Annotated in this window: 10 protein-coding genes, 1 tRNA gene and 1 pseudogene; 5 read left to right on the top strand and 7 right to left on the bottom strand. The window is 63.8% G+C overall.

What is annotated here, in order from left to right:
* The first annotated feature begins 215 nt into the window (after positions 1 to 215).
* Both ACJ70B_RS00605 and ACJ70B_RS00600 read left to right on the top strand, forming a co-directional pair.
* Positions 216 to 1139: a TSUP family transporter gene (locus tag ACJ70B_RS00605; RefSeq protein ID WP_408958483.1), complete on the top strand. Its 924-nt coding sequence runs from the start codon at positions 216 to 218 to the stop codon at positions 1137 to 1139.
* A gap of 615 nt (positions 1140 to 1754) precedes the next feature.
* Positions 1755 to 3152, top strand: a complete 1398-nt coding sequence (locus ACJ70B_RS00600) for an ATP-binding protein (protein WP_408958482.1) — start codon at positions 1755 to 1757, stop codon at positions 3150 to 3152.
* A gap of 498 nt (positions 3153 to 3650) precedes the next feature.
* On the opposite strand, the pseudogene ACJ70B_RS00595 reads toward ACJ70B_RS00600, so the two are convergent.
* The 3 genes and pseudogenes from ACJ70B_RS00595 to ACJ70B_RS00585 form a co-directional block, all read right to left on the bottom strand.
* Positions 3651 to 4581: pseudogene (locus tag ACJ70B_RS00595) on the bottom strand (tyrosine-type recombinase/integrase); the annotation flags it as partial.
* Between the two features lie 247 nt (positions 4582 to 4828).
* Positions 4829 to 4903 (bottom strand) — tRNA-Glu (locus ACJ70B_RS00590).
* 99 nt (positions 4904 to 5002) lie between these two features.
* Positions 5003 to 6271, bottom strand: coding sequence for a helix-turn-helix transcriptional regulator (locus ACJ70B_RS00585; protein WP_408958481.1), 1269 nt, complete (start codon positions 6269 to 6271; stop codon positions 5003 to 5005).
* A gap of 178 nt (positions 6272 to 6449) precedes the next feature.
* Here ACJ70B_RS00585 and ACJ70B_RS00580 point away from each other — a divergent pair, with 178 nt between their 5' ends.
* Positions 6450 to 7028, top strand: coding sequence for an MBL fold metallo-hydrolase (locus tag ACJ70B_RS00580; protein WP_408958480.1), 579 nt, complete (start codon positions 6450 to 6452; stop codon positions 7026 to 7028).
* A 15-nt stretch (positions 7029 to 7043) separates the two neighbouring features.
* Here the strand turns inward: ACJ70B_RS00580 and ACJ70B_RS00575 are convergent, their stop codons facing one another.
* Positions 7044 to 7874, bottom strand: coding sequence for an ATPase (locus tag ACJ70B_RS00575; RefSeq protein WP_408958479.1), 831 nt, complete (start codon positions 7872 to 7874; stop codon positions 7044 to 7046).
* Positions 7871 to 8137, bottom strand: coding sequence for a DUF5827 family protein (locus ACJ70B_RS00570; RefSeq protein WP_408958478.1), 267 nt, complete (start codon positions 8135 to 8137; stop codon positions 7871 to 7873). The genes ACJ70B_RS00575 and ACJ70B_RS00570 overlap by 4 nt, the downstream gene beginning before the upstream one ends.
* A 212-nt stretch (positions 8138 to 8349) precedes the next feature.
* Here ACJ70B_RS00570 and ACJ70B_RS00565 point away from each other — a divergent pair, with 212 nt between their 5' ends.
* Positions 8350 to 10104 (top strand): histidine kinase N-terminal 7TM domain-containing protein, encoded by a 1755-nt coding sequence (locus ACJ70B_RS00565; RefSeq protein ID WP_408958477.1) that lies wholly within the window; start codon positions 8350 to 8352, stop codon positions 10102 to 10104.
* Positions 10105 to 10149: 45 nt separating this feature from the next.
* Here ACJ70B_RS00565 and ACJ70B_RS00560 read toward each other — a convergent pair whose 3' ends face one another.
* The gene (locus ACJ70B_RS00560) at positions 10150 to 11280 is read right to left on the bottom strand and encodes an RNA ligase (protein ID WP_408958476.1); all 1131 of its coding nucleotides are present in this window, start codon (positions 11278 to 11280) and stop codon (positions 10150 to 10152) included.
* Positions 11281 to 11406: 126 nt separating this feature from the next.
* Between ACJ70B_RS00560 and ACJ70B_RS00555 the strand changes: the two genes are divergently transcribed.
* Positions 11407 to 12093: an RNA ligase partner protein gene (locus ACJ70B_RS00555; protein WP_408958475.1), complete on the top strand. Its 687-nt coding sequence runs from the start codon at positions 11407 to 11409 to the stop codon at positions 12091 to 12093.
* A 35-nt stretch (positions 12094 to 12128) separates the two neighbouring features.
* Here the strand turns inward: ACJ70B_RS00555 and ACJ70B_RS00550 are convergent, their stop codons facing one another.
* The gene (locus tag ACJ70B_RS00550) at positions 12129 to 15176 is read right to left on the bottom strand and encodes an FAD-binding and (Fe-S)-binding domain-containing protein (protein ID WP_408958474.1); all 3048 of its coding nucleotides are present in this window, start codon (positions 15174 to 15176) and stop codon (positions 12129 to 12131) included.
* Positions 15177 to 15277 lie beyond the last annotated feature (101 nt).

The following is a 15277-nucleotide window of genomic DNA, read 5'->3' as shown; positions in this document are numbered from 1 at the left end:
ACTGACTCGAGAATGGATTGCCGCTATCTATGACGGTCACCAACCGGCGGCTGGGGCGATACCGACGTTACTGCGGCCGCCACCGACCGAAACGCGAGTCCAGCCCCGACGCCTCAGGCAGTACATATCGCCGAATCGAACAGGGGAATAGGGGTCCGACCCTGTGACTCTACATCGGCGGGACCGTGTCGACCGCGCCGAAAATTCGTCAATCTATGAGTTCACCGGAGTCTACGATACGCGTTGACAGATTCGCTTCGAATCTCCGCTCGTTCAGGTATCGCGAGGTGATGATGACCCTCGCGACGCTCAGCGTGATCGCGGGATCGATCGTCTTCTTCCCCGGGGCCGGCAACGTAAGTGCCGGCATCCAGTCCGACATCTCGCTCGGCCTGCTCGCGGCGTTCGTCCTCGTCGCGATCGTCGCCGGCATCGTCAAGGGAATGCTCGGGTTTGGATACGCGCTGATCACGACGCCGATCTTCGCGTCGGTGATCGACCCGACCTTTGCGGTCGTCGTCCTGACGATTCCGCCGTGGATGATCAACATGTTCCAGATCGGCGAGACTGACACCGGACTCGCCTTCGTCCGAGAGGAGTGGCCCCTCATGGCGCTGGCCGCCGGCGGGACCGTCCTCGGCGTCGCCTTCCTCGCCGAGTTCAGTACCGGCCCCATCGTCCCCTTCGTCATCGGCCTGATCATCTTCGGCTACGTCGTCTTCCAACTCGTCCAGAACTTCGTGACCGTCGAGGAAGCCCACCACCCGTTCGCGCTCAGTACGGCCGGGTTTCTCGAGGGCTTCTTGCTCGCCGTGGCGAACCTCGGCCCGCTCCTCCCCGTCTATTTTCACACCTTCGAACGCGACGCCGAGCGATACATTGGCGGACTCTCGATGGTGCTCGGGACGGTGTTTACGATCCGTATCGTCCAGATGGCGCTGTTCACCGACCTGCTGACGACGTACCGACTGTGGCTCGGCTCGGTGATCGCCGTGGTCACAATCATCGGCCTCGTACTCGGCACGTCCCTCCGCCGGCTCGAGGTCGACGAGGCCCTGTTCAACCGATTCGTCGTCGGGCTCCTCTTTCTCATCTCGCTCAACATCTTCCGGAACACCGTTCCCGTGCTGTTCTTCTAAAGACCGTTTCCGTTCGTCCGTGAACGAACACGGTCACCGCCGTTACGCTTCGGAACGACAAATGCGACCAGCCGCGTGCCGGGCTAATCGAACCAGACTATGAGCAACCAATGGCTCTCGTAACGCGTGAAAACAGGAGGATTCTCCGACAGGGATTCGGACTCTGGTCATTGCCGTGAGAGGCCGGCATCCACTGTACTGTGATTTGATCATTCTCTCGAGTTGACTTCCTCCTATATCGGGCTTTGACCTGCTACAGAGCACATATTGGATGCCCTCCCTAATAAAACACGCAGAGAATTGCCACCTCGGCAAGTTAGATTCGCAGGATTGAATCCTGCTCAGCAGTAGTTAAGATCCCTATTGAGTGCGGTTTCAATGGGACCGTGACGGGTACCAGTACCGTGATGCCGTACCGTCGCCTGTGCCGTTCGCTGGATCAATCCAGGGGGTATAGAGACGGAGAATCCCACGGCATGCAAAGGATTGGGACTCGTTTTCAAGTGTCTGTGACATTCACCTTCAGCTCCTCTCACTCCGAAAGGAAACCACAAGTTTGGAAATCGCGATTTCCGAAATCAGAAATTCTATTTAGTCGGAGATGCTACTGGCTGTATGGAGCAATTCGTTGATCGAGACATCGAACTCGATCAACTCACGGACTGCTATGAGTCCGAGACGGGGGATTTCGTTGTGATCTACGGCCGCCGTCGCCTCGGTAAGAGTGAGCTCGTTCGCCAGTCTATCGCTGAGCGGGACAACGCTATCTACTACCAAGCAGTCGAATCCACGGCACAGAACCAGCTCGAACAGTTCGTTGACGCCGCCACCGCACAGTTCCCGTCGCTACGGAACGTCCGCCGTGACTGGGAAGCACTCCTTGAAGTACTCGGCGAGGAAGACGCGATCGTCGTCATCGACGAGTTTCCGTTCCTTATCGAGGAGGACGAGTCGTTGCCTTCCCGAATTCAACGCGTTTGGGATACGGAGTTACAGGAGACGGGGATGACGCTCGTGCTCGTCGGCTCGTCGATCAGTGTCATGGAGGACAAGGTGCTTTCTGGAAGCGCACCGCTGTACGGTCGGCGGACAGCGACGATCGATCTCAAACCACTCGACGTAGCCGATGCACGCCAGTTCTTCCCGAAGTACGACCCCGAGACCGCCATCACCGCGTGGTCGATCTACGGGGGCACACCGTACTACCTCCAGACCATTGATCCCGACCAACCGTTAGGAGCGAACGTCCAGCAGTCAATTCTGTCGGAGCGTGGCCTCCTGTACTCCGAGCCCGAGTTCCTGCTCCGCACCGAACTCCGACAGCTGAATACGTATTTCAGTATCCTTCGTGCGCTCGCCCACGGGCGTCGCACCCCGAACGAGATCGCGGGCATGGCCGGCGCGGACTCCGGATCGCTCAGCACGTACCTCCAGAAACTCCGCCGGCTCCGCCTCGTCGAACGCCACATCCCTGTAACGGAATCGCCGACGTCTTCAAAACGCGGCCGATATCGCATCGCAGCTCCGCTGTTCCGGTTCTGGTTCCGGTTCGTGTACGGAACCCAGGACCAACTTCGTATACTCGGCGACGACGCGTACGACGAACTCGTCGCACCCGAGCTAGCGGATTACGTGAGCCCATTGTTTGAACGCCTCTGCCAACGCGAGCTTCCGGACCTCATCGATCGACGGTTCCGTGATGTCGGGCAGTGGTGGTTCAAGGAGCACGAACTGGACGTCCTCGGCCTCACCGATGAGGGGCTCGTCGCTGGCGAATGCAAGTTCACTTCTCGACCCGTGAGCGAAGGTATCCTCGCCGATCTCGAACGAACTTCGTCGGAAGTACGATGGTCAGAAGAGCCAGCAGACGGGGAGACGCTGTACGTCTTGTTCAGTCGCTCCGGATACACCGACGACCTCGAACGAGCTGCCGATGCGCGTGACGACGTCCTTCTCGTCGAGCTATCTGATCTGGTCACTCCCGATAGCAACTCCCGAGTACAGAGAGGGTAGAATTCGAAGCTCCTTGTAATGGCAGAAGGAGTGATTTGACGGGGATTAGTACGGTTCTTCTTGGGCTACTTTGACGCTAGTGCAGTTCGGGATATGATCGGAGTAGCTTGAGATAGTGCTAAGTGGGACGCGCTGGACTTACGGAAGTTCGTAAACGTCACTGGCTTACTCACTCCTGCTCGGTCTGCGGCGTCCTTCACAGCTGTTCGAAGAGCGTTGTAGCTCGGTGCCTCTGGCTCGCTCAATTTACTCCAGAGGTGTCTGGGGATCATCGCTCGGGTGAGCCGCAAGCCATCGCTGGAGAAACGGAACAATGGGAATGAGTGGAACTGTTCGCTGCCCTGTTTTCCCTTGGACAGTGATCTGATAGCCGTGTTCGTAGTTAGTGACATCCCCGATTGTGAGGTTCTGTAGCTCACCTGAGCGCGGCCCTGCATCCTATCCGACAGCAATGAGGGCTGCATCACGGGGATTCCGAGTAGCGTCAATTAGTGGAAGGTGTTTTGTATCGATGCCAGCGATGTCGCACAGCCGGTGGAGTACATCACGAAGTGCTGATTTCCCGTACGGGTTCCGCTTCCGGGTTAACCACAGCGTATCGGTTCCGTCGTACTGCGGGTACGTTCGCCGCTTCTGACACTACCCCCAGAGGATCTCCGCAGTTCGATCCCGCAGCCCGACGACCCAGTGTTCCTCGTTTTTCGCGCTCTCTTCTTTCGGAATCCGCAGTACGCTGTTGTCAGCGTCAACCCACGAGATCGTTGCGCGTTCGACTTCAATAGGGCGAAGCCCAGCATCCAGGCTCGTCCACACGAGCGATGGAATCATCCAGCCGTTCGCTCGGTCCAGTCCTCTGGTGTGACTTCTGATTTCGGTTTCTCGAACCGTTGTGCTAGGTACTGCTTCCAGCGATCGCGCTCGGTTGGTGTAAGGTTGTTGTAACTGGGAACGGATCCATACTCAAGCGCCGCATCACGGATTGCTCGCCGCTCGTCTTTCGTCAGGTAATCGCGTGGCTGCGTGCTGTTGTCTGCGGAGAACCTGAACTCTGGTTCCCACTCGCTGCGCCCGCGCTCGTGATGCAGCCATTTGTACAGCATCATGAGCGACTTCATGCAGTTCCGCTTGTGCGTCGCGCTGACGTCACGACGTGTGAGGTGGTTCATCCAGGAGTCCGCATGCTTGTGTGTGAGATTCGCTGTATAACCGCCTTCGAGCTCCCAGACATACCGATAGAAGCGATCCATGCGGTAGCAACGAGGTTTCACGGTCCCCGGCACGTACCCAACCGCTTCGGCTGGTTTCTTCCCGAACGTCAGCAGCCACTCCAAACACTCCTCCGCTCAGAGCGGTAGTCGAGCAACTGCCGTTTGTTCAGGTATGATTCCGAATCTTCAGTGGTGACTGGGTAGTCATCGAGATCAATCATTGTCGTCCCTCCGTCGTGCGGTTTTGGGCGTAGCCCTGCGAATCCGCTAATAGTGGGCAAATTCCGGACTCACCCGACGGAACCGGGATGTCGTGAGAGTCCTGTGAATCGCATAGCCCGGCAAAACCGGGAAACCGCAAGACGGCGTAGCTGTGTGTAAATCCTTCGAATCTACTTGGCCTGAGCGTTGAGTCGAACATTGGTGACCTCCGCAGGCCAAAACCGCAAGAAGGAATCGGGTTAGGAGTGCTCCGACAGGGATTCGAACCCTGGTCATTGCCGTGAGAGGGCAATATGATTGGCCGGACTACACCATCGGAGCGGGCGTCGTCTACACTCATTCGTTACGCGGTACGATGTTTAAGGATTCCGTTTCGATTCGAGGGTGACGTGCCCTCCCACGCGTTAGCGGGAGACGGCACTATTCGTCGAACGGTGATTTCGTCGCCTCGGGTTCGAACCCCTCGAGGCTGATGATGTTCTCGCGACCGACCCGGAGTTTGCTGATGGTGCCATCGTCTTCCATGTCTGAGAGGAGCATACTAACCTTGGACTTCGACCAGCCGGTCTCCTCGACGATGTTGACCTGTTTCATTCGACCGCCGTTTTCGCGGATGAGTTTGACGACGCGGTCTTCGTCCGTCATCAACTCTTCTTCCGACAGCGGGTCGGCGACGCCGCCGTTCTGATCTGGCGCGGCGGTCGTCGCCGCTGCCGAGGAAGGCTGCTCGTCCGCGCTCGGTGGCTCGCCGGCGTCCGTCGACGCCGCGTCCGGTTCGGTCGTTCCGTCGGTCTCGTCGGTGGGTCCGGACTCGTTCCGCCGATACCAGACGATGGCCGCGGCTGCGAGGATGGCGATGACGAGACCGCCGGCGAGATACGGGGCGGAACCGGCGACGGACGACGTTCCGTTCGGTTCACTGCCGCTTCCGACGACAGAGCCGGGGCGGTCGAATACCGCGCGCGGACGGCCCTCGACGAACTCCTGTGCACCGTTCCAACTGACCGAGTCCGTGTCCTCGAGCGAGGCCCCGGCGTACTCGCTGTTGGGTTCGACAGTGCGGAACGTGAGATCCCCACCGGCCTCGATGACGATCTGCTGATCGGGGCCGATATAGAGGTCTTTGAAGACATCGCCGACGATGATTCGGTCTCCCTCGACGGCGGCGAAGTTTTTCCAGAGGAACGACATCTCGACGACGCCGGTCGGGTTGATTCGTTCTTCGATCCGGGCGGATCGGTGATGGTTCGTCGCTTCCATCTCCCGACCGGACTCTTGGGCGCCGGCTTGGGTCAGCAGCTGTGACTGGTTGCGAAACCCATCGTAGAGTGCCGTCTCGTTTGTCTCGAACTCCTCGGCGAATGCTTTGAAGTTCCGGCGCGCTTTGGTCTCGTTCTCGTCGTTCGCGAACCGCTGTTCGTGTCGGATCGTCCACGTCGCGCTCCCGTTTTCGTGAACGGTGATTTCGAACGTCGTCGTATCGACGGTCGAAGTGAAATCCTGCGTTCCCCGGACGGCAAACCGTGAGTCCTCGAGATGGCTCGTTGCGGTCCCCGTTTCCTCGGGAGCCGTTCCCATCGCCGTGGGTGCGGTCTGGTCTGGCGGTGCGAGAACGGCCGATCCGCTGACGCCCGCAGCGACCGCGAGGATGACGAAAACGACGAGACCGACGGAGACCGGCCGATTCATTCGTCTACCCACTACGTGCCGGAGCTAAAAATGCTTGTGAATACAGAGACGGTACCGACACGGGGTCTCGTCACGGGCTTCCGAGGCCGCTCGCGGCCGTTTCAGGGTGCCAGTGAGTGATCGAGCGCTGTGCAGCCGTGCCGACACTCACAAATCGATCGCCTACGTAGCGGTCGCCATGATCACTAACCTCGCACAGGGCGTACAGGCGTTTACGAGCAACGTCTTTCTTATCGACGGCGACCGACCAGTCGTCGTCGATACGGGTGCGAACTTCGATGTCGTTGACGCCGTCCGCTCACACGTCGACGACCTCGACGCGGTCGTCCTCACGCACACCCATCGCGATCACGTCGGCAACCTCGAGGGGGTCACAGATGCCTTCGGCGTCGACACATGGGGCTACGATACCGCAATCGACGGCGTCGACCACGCGATCGAAGACGAAGAGACGGTCCGGCTAGGTGACCACGAGTACGTCGCGCTCCACACGCCCGGCCACAAGAACGACCATCTCTGCTTTTACGCCGAAGAGGCGGGCGTGCTGTTTGCGGGCGACCTCGTCTTCCAGAACGGGAGCTTCGGTCGTACCGACTTAGCGGAGGGCGACCGAGACACGCTGATCGAGAGCGTCGACCGCGTGCTCGAGCGGATCGATCCCACCCTCGAGGCGATGCATACCGGCCACGGACCGAGCGTGACGGAAGACCCGTACGAGCACGTCGAACTCGCGGCCCAGATGGCGCGCCAGATGTAGCGACCGGGGCGCGAGCTATACTCGTCCGGCGGCGTCGAGCAGCGCGTCGTAGGCGTTCGCGTAGGCGCGAGCGATCCGCGCAGGATCGTCTCGCTCGTCGCCGCCGAGCGCCGGCAGCCGAACCCGTTCGAGCGGGTCGAGGTAATCGAGGACGTCCGGGACGCGCTTTTCGATCGCACCGTCTTTGGGGCTCGAGCTGGCGATCTCGCAGGCGCGACAGTAGCGCTCGCCGGAGTAGATTCGGGTGCGGCCGGGTTCGACAGCCGCAACGGCGGCGATCGACGCTGGATCCAGCGACGAGAGCGGGAGCGCGATATCGCTATAGGACTCGATGACAGCGATGTCGGTCGCCTCGATCTCGTCGGCCAGGCGCTCGAACGCGGGGACGTACTCGCGCTCGGCGAGGTCATTGAACTCGGCGATGGTCTCGACGGGGATCGCCTCCGCGAGCGGGAGCGCCTCGGCGACTGCGTCCGGTACGTCCGCGGTGGCGTTGCGAACGAACAGCGGCTCGTCGGCTCCGCGCCCGATCCGGTCGACGACGAACTCGCGGTCCGTCCGGCCGAGGAGCCCGCTACCGCCGCCGGGCGCGGGCCGCCACAGTCGGTGGACGGGGTTCAGTCGCTCTGGCGGCCGGCCGCGGCCGTCGGCCGTCGAGAGCCGCGCCGCGTCCTTGCCGTAGAGTCGGCCGTCGGCGAGCGCCTTCTGGCAGTCGTCGTGGTCGAACCAGAAGTCGTTGCCGGCACGGGGCTTGTAGCCGACCGCGCCGGTCCGCTCGAGCAGGCCGGCCGAAAAGGTGGTCTTGCCGGCGTCGACCCGGTCGGCACCGACGACGAGGAGGTTCATTCTTTCAGTCCGTAGTAGCCGGGTTCGTCCTCGTCGCGTGGCTCGGCGACGACGAGCTCGTCGGCGTTGGTCATGATCCAGGGAATCGCCCAGTCGAGCAGGATGTCCTCCGTCTCACGGTCGATGTCGGCGTCGGGCTCTAGGCCCTGCAGGAGTCGTGCGATCTCGTAGACGGTGTACATCTGGTCGTCCGCCAGCAGCTCTGCGGGCGTGTAGAAGTCACACGGCGGGAGCGAGTCGAACTCGTCCTTCGGCACGGGCATGGGCGACCGTAGACGCGCGTGCCACAAGACCGCACCGATCCCGGCTCTCAGTTCCAGTTCCGGTTCCGGATTCACCCGTCGAGACGCCGATTCGATCTGACGGCTTTCGAGAGCGGAACCCGACTGTCGACAGATAGTTGATCGCCGTACTCGGCGCCGTTTTGCCCGCCGACCGAACGGCCAGTGCACTTTACGTACTCGACGCTCGAGTGATGACGATGTCCGCGGCCCCCGGAAGCCCGATCGTGCAGGCGATGTACGCGATCACGGTCCTCAACAGCATCGCCCTCGCCGGCGTGCTGTGGCGCCATCGCGATCGGCCGGGCGCGCGGCCACTGCTCGGGAACGTCCTCGGGTCAGGACTGTGGACCGTCTGCGGGCTCGCTCTCATGCGGATCGATCCGGGCCCCCTCGCCCTCGCATTCCTCGCACTCCTGTTCCTCGGCGTGGGGGGCGGAACGATGGCGCTGCTCGTCTTCACGCTCGAGTATACCGGTCGAGAGGAGCTGACCAGGCCGCCGATCCTGGCCGCGCTGTCGATCGAACCGGTGCTGGTCGTCTTCACCGTGCTCGCGAATCCGGGGAACCTCTTCTACGCCCTGAGAGACGGAACGGTCGAGTGGGGGCCCGCGTTCTGGATCCACACGGCATACTCCTACGCCGTCCTCGCCGTCGTGACGGCGCTGATCGTCGAGTTTCTGGTTCGCTCACGGTCGCTGTACCGCGGGCAGAGTACGGCGCTGCTCGCCGGCACGCTCGCTACCTGGGTCGGGAACGCCGCCTACGTCTTCGGATTGATCGAAGTCGATACGACGCCGATCGGGTTCGCCGCCGCCGGGATCCTGTACGCGGTCGCGATCCTTCGCTACCAACTGGTTGACGTCGTCCCGATCGCCCGCGATCGGGTGCTCGACACCGTCACTGACGCGGTCTTCGTCGTCGACGACGAGGACCGGCTGATCGACGCCAATCCCGTCGGTCGCCGCCTGCTCACGTGCGTCGACGGCTCGCCGATCGGGACCGGCGTCGACTCCCTACTCGCCGACCGGCCCGCGTTGCGCGAGGAGGTCCGCGCACTGACCGCGACTCACGACTCCGCGGAACGCGAACTCGCGGTCGGCGACGACTACTACCTCGTGCGAACGACGCCTATCGAGGACGGCCGCGATCGCCACGCCGGCCGGCTGTTCGTCGCTCGCGAGATTACCGACCGGAAACGCCGAGAGACGCGACTCGAGCGACAAAACGAGCGCTTAGCGGAGTTCGCGAACATCGTTTCCCACGACCTCAGAAATCCGCTGACGGTCGCCGGCGGCCACCTGCAACTGGCCCGCGAGGCCGACGATCCCGACCCACACCTCAACGAGATCGAGCGCTCCCACGAGCGGATGGAGACGATCATCGAGGACGTCCTCGCGCTCGCCCGCGAGGGACGGGATGTAACGGATGCCGAACCCGTCGACCTCGTGGCGCTCGCGGACCACGCGTGGGCGAGCGTCGACACCGGCGACGCGACTCTCGCGATCGACTCGAGCGCGCAGATATTGGCCGATTCTGACAGGCTTCGGCGACTGCTCGAGAACTTGTTTCGCAATTCCCTCGAGCACGGGACCGACCGTGCTGACGGCGCCGAACTCGAGATTTCGGTGGGAACGCTCAGTGGCGCCCACGACGGATCCGGCGCGGGATTTTACGTCGCGGACGACGGCGTCGGAATCCCGCCGTCCCAGCGCGATCGGGTCTTCGAGGGCGGCTACACGACCGACGTAGATGGAACGGGATTCGGCCTCTCGATCGTCGACGAGATCGCGACGGCCCACGGCTGGTCCAGCACCGTCGCAGAGAGCGAGTCCGGCGGCGCCAGATTCGAGTTCCGCGGCGTCGAACCGGCCGCCGCTGCGAATCCCTCGGATACCGATTCGGAACCTGGCGAGTCGGCTCTCGGGGCCGACTCGTCTCAGTCCTGAGCCGCCCATCTACTCGGCGGTCGATCCGAACGTGAGCGCTACTCCTCATTCGTCTCGCGTGCCGCCGTCCAGATAGTACCGAATCCGATCCCGACTCGATTCGGCCACTTTCACGAACGTGACGACGCGCTTGCCGTCCTCGCGGCGGTCGTCCTCGAGGTCGATCGTCATCGACTGGCCGTGCAGGTGGTCGAACAGCGCGTCGATCGCGTCCGGATCGCCGCGGACCGTGTGCCGTTCGCCGACGGGTTCGCCGTCGGCTACGTCACGGATGGTCGCCACCATCGGACGAAGGATCGATTCGCCGAGGTCCCCCGCGCGTTCCCGTAGTCGGTCGTCGTCTTCGTCGAACTCCGCGGCCTGGAACGCATCGCGAACGATCCGCGAGAAGACGAAGTCGCGGCCGTGATCGAACGGCAGTGAGAACGCGTACGCAAGTTCGTCGTGGTGCTGTGACTCCGTCGTGTACTTGACCAGCGCCGTCCCGTCCGCCGATTTGAGGACGACACCCTCCCGGCCCGCCGCGTTGAGCTCCTCGATGGCGTTTCTGATCGCCACGACGGCGTCGACCGACGGCTCGACCAGCCCGAACAGCCGCGGCTGGCCGAAGTCGTACGCCGCACACAGCTCGCGCCGGTCGGTCACCGGAAGCGCCTCGCCGGACTCGCGATCACGGACGTCGAACACCCGGAAATCGTGAGTGTCGACGTCCGCGTAGTCGTGGGTCGTATACGGCGTCTCCGGCCCGATCAGTTCGGCACAGATCGTCTTCTCCGGGTAGTCCGCGAAGAACTCCTCGAGCGCCAGCAGTTCGTGCGCCCGCGCCGTGGTGTACGGACAGACGTAGCCGCTTCTAGTAAACGCCAGCGGCTCCCCCACGTCTGCGATCCGGACGTTGAACCCATCGAGTTTCTCCTCGATCGCGACGCGCTCGTCCTCCTCGAAGAACGATGGGACGCCGGGGTCGAGCACGAGGATTCGGGGAACGCTCGGATAGCCGCGGACGACGGCGTCGGCCTCCTCGACGATGACGGTCCCGCGCTCGAGGCCGTGGCGCGCGGCGGTGAGGACGTGGTGGGTCCGGCCGGCCACCGACCGCCGCTCGAAGTGCTCGAAGAGATCGTCGGCGTCTCCGGTGGTGGCGTCGAGGCGCTCGAGGTAGGCGTCCCGGTCCATACGTCGTCGGACGACGCTCGCGGTGAAAAACACCGGGTCGGTCGCTGATTCCGGCGGCCGGTCGGCGACCGCCGCGACGGCCCGCGCGGGATGACACCTATATGGCGTCTCGTCTAATCCACGACCATGCCCGGGGAACTGCCGCGCCAACGGTTCGTCCTCGATACGTCGCTGTTCATTACCGAGGAGATCCGCGCGGACGACGAATCGCTCGAGGACGCCGTCACCCGCCTGCTCGACCTGATCGCGACCGCGCGTCTCGAGCTCAACATCTCCTGTTACGTGCCGCCGTCGATCCACGACGAGCTCGCGACGATGCTACGCGAGCGCGACGTCGACGAGGCCGTGTTCTCGCGGCTCAATACGTGGGTCGTCCGCAAGAGTCCAGATCGGTACGGCGTCACGATCCCGGCGAACGTCGTCTACAACTTCATCGACGAGATGAGCGATCGGGTCGACCGCGGCCTCCGCGTCTCGGAGAAGGCGATCCGTGAGGTCGAGCAACTCAACCCGGACGAACTCACCGCCGGAACGGACACCGACGGCCGGGAGGAGTACATGACCGACGCCGACAAGATCCTCTCGGATCTGCGAGACAAGTATCGGCGCGCCCTCCGGCAGGGCGTCCTCGACTCTCGAGAGGACTTCGATCTGCTGATCCTCGCTCGAGAACTGGACGCCGGCGTGGTCACCGAAGACCGGGGCATCATCTCCTGGGCCGACGAGTTCGGCCTCCGATACGTCCGCGGAGGGCAGTTCCCGACGCTGCTTGAGGAATACCTGCGAGCGACCGGGCTCGAGGACGAGGAGTAACCGCTCGCTGGCACTTTTCGCCAGGTATGTGGGTGTTATCGCTCCCCCTCGAGTCCCCGCGCGAGCACCTCGATCGGGTGTGCAGGCCGCTCGTAGCCGTCGAAATCGTCGATCTGCGTCCGACAGGAGGTGCCCGGTGCAACGACGGTCGGCCGGTCGTTCGCACCGGTCTCCCCGTCCGCGGCTATGCGAGCGGCACTCTCCTCGAGTTGCTCCCGCAGTAGCGATCCAATCGCCTTCGAGAGGTCGTGGTGTTCGGCCTCGTAGCCGAAGCTGCCGGCCATGCCACAGCAGCCCGAGTCGACGGGGTCGACGGCGTAGCCAGCCCGCCGGAGGACGCCGACGGCGTGGTGGTCCGCACCGCGAGCCTTCTGGTGGCAGTGGCCGTGGACGGTCACCGCGGTGGCCGCCGTTTCGGACTCGTCGAACGCGAGGTCTTCGTCCAGACGGTTCCGGTCTAGATACTCACAGACCCCGTAGGCGTTGGCCGCGAGCGTCTTGACGCGGTCGTCCTCGAGCAGCGAGCGATACTCGTCGACAACCATCGCTGCGTCCGAGGGCTCGACGAACAGGACCGACCAACCGCGCTCGAGGTACGGTTCGAGGTCATCGAGCAGCGCTCGGCCCTGATCGGCCGCGACCTCGAGCAGCCCCTGGGAGTAGGCCGCGCGCCCGGTCGGCCCGAGATTCGGAATTGCGACGCGGATTTCCGCTGCCTCGAGGACCTCGACGGCCGCCTTCCCGACCGCCGGATTCGAGTAGTTGGTGTCCGTGTCGGGGTAGAGGACCACACCCGCGGCCGCAGTCTCGGGATCGACGCGGGAGCCCCGGTCGTCGTACCAGTCGACCAGCGTCTCCCGTCGGAACGTCGGCAGAGTCCGATCGGATGCGATCCCGACGGTCTTCTCGAGGAGGGTCCGCGCACCCGGTAGCTCCGTGGCGCGGTTCGCCAGCGGCGCGAACGCACTCCCCAGTGACGCCAGCCGGTCGACGTTGGCGAATAGCCGCTCCCGGCGGCTCGCCCCCTCGCGCTCGTGGTACTGGTGTTTGACCTCCGTCTTTATCTTCGCGAGGTCGACCCCCGTCGGACAGTCGCTTTGACAGCCCTTGCAGCCGATACAGAGGTCGAGCACCTCCGTCTGGAACCGCTCGTCGTAGAGTTCCTCGGGCTCGATCTCGCCGCTGATCGCCGCCCGGAGCAGGTTGGCTCGCCCCCGCGTGGTCGCGATCTCCTCTTCGGTCGCCCGGTAGGTCGGACACATCACATCGCCGTCGGTCTGCCGGCAGGTGCCACAGCCGTTACAGAGTTCCACGAGCTGCGAGAAGCCGCCGTCGTCGTCGAAGTCGAGCGCGGTCCGCGGCTCGAGCGAGGCGTAGTCCGGTCCGTACCGGAGGTGCTCGCGGATGTCGGTCGGGTCGTCCTCGCGGTAGACGACCTTCCCCGGATTCATTCGCCAGTCCGGGTCGAACGCCGACTTGAGGTCCTGAAAGGCCGCCCAGAGGGCCGGGCCGTACAGCTTCGGGTTGAACGCCGTCCGCGCGAGGCCGTCGCCGTGCTCGCCCGAAAAGGAACCGTTGTGTTCGACGACGAGGTCGGTCACGTCGTCGGCGATCGCGCGCATTTTCTCGATGTCGTCCCCCTCTTTGAGGTTCAACACCGGCCGAATGTGGAGCGTCCCGACGCCCGCGTGCGCGAAGTAGGCAGCCGTGGTGTCGTGCTTTTCGAGGATCTCCTGAAAGCCTGCGACGTACTCGGCGAGTTCGTCGGGCGGAACGGAGGCGTCCTCGACGAACGGATACGGCTTCGGATCGCCGTCCATGCTCATCAACAGCGGGATCGCGGCTTTCCGGAGCTTCCAGAGCGCTTCCTGTCTCGCCGGCGAGAACGCCTCGAGCGCCTCGAACGCGTCCCCGTCGTCGACGAGCCGGCCGGTCGCCGCCGCGATCGCGCCCGGGAGATCGTCGACGACCTCGGAGTCGAACTCGAGCATCAGCGCCGCCGCCGTGCCGTCGGGAATCGGCTCCGCGTACTCGGCGTACTCCGTCGACTCCGCGGCCAGCCGGAACACTTCCTCGTCCATGAGTTCGACCGCGCTGGCCTCGCACGCGAGGGCGTCGGGGACGGCCGCGAGGGCCTCGAGCAAGTCGTCGTAACAGCACACGGTGAGGGCGGTCTCGTCGGGCCGGGTCACGAGCGAGAGCGTGGCCTCGACGACGACGCCGAGGGTTCCCTCCGCGCCGACGAGCAGTTTCGAGAGATTCATCACCCGATCCCCGCCGTCCGTCGTCCGGACGACTTTCTGCAGGTTGTACCCGCTGACGCTGCGCTTGAGTTCCGGATAGCGCTCCTCGATCTCCGCGGCGTTGTCCTCGACGAGCGCTCGTACCGTCCGGTAGATCGCGGCCTCGCGGTCGTCTTTCGAGACGATCCGTTCCCACTCGGGGCCGTCGAGGACGACGTCTCGCGTGCGAATCAGCGACCCGTCTGCGAGGACGACCTCGCACTCCTCGACGTAGGCGTCGGTGATCCCGTAGCGCACCGAGTGAGCACCCGTCGAATTGTTCCCGATCCCGCCACCGATCGTCGCCCGGTTCGAGGAGGCCGGATCGGGCGCGAACCGGAGGCCGTGGGGCTCGAGCGCGGCGTCCAGGTCGTCCTGCACGACGCCCGGCTGGACGACGGCTCGCTGCGCGTCGCGATCGATATCGCGGATCGCGTCCATGTGACGCGATAGATCGAGGACGACACAGCCCGGGCCGACCGCCTGACCGGCCAGCGAGGAGCCTGCCCCGCGGGGCAAGACCGGCGCGCCGTGGTCGGCCGCGACGCGGACCGCCGCCCGCACGTCATTCGTCTCTCGCGGGAAGACGACGCCGGCCGGCTGTGCACCGTAGACGCTGCCGTCCGTCGCATAGAGGACTCGAGTGTACTCGTCGAAGCGAACGTCACCGTCGCACGCGGCGCGGAGATCGGCCGCGAGCGCCTCGCTGTCCTCCTCTCGGTCGGTCCCGTCGGACGATTGTTGCGGCTGTCGGTCTTGGTCCTCGGCCCTCGCGTCAACGCCGCTGGTATCGGCAGCCATATGGGATGTTGAATCGTCCCACACACAGTTAAACGGTGACAGTCACCCACAGTATACGCGAGACCGAGCGGGTGAGCGAACACGGAGCCGCGACTGCCGTC

The organism is Natrinema sp. 74 (genome assembly GCF_046097095.1).
Lineage (GTDB): Archaea > Halobacteriota > Halobacteria > Halobacteriales > Natrialbaceae > Natrinema.
This window is presented reverse-complemented; position numbering and strand designations above follow the sequence as displayed.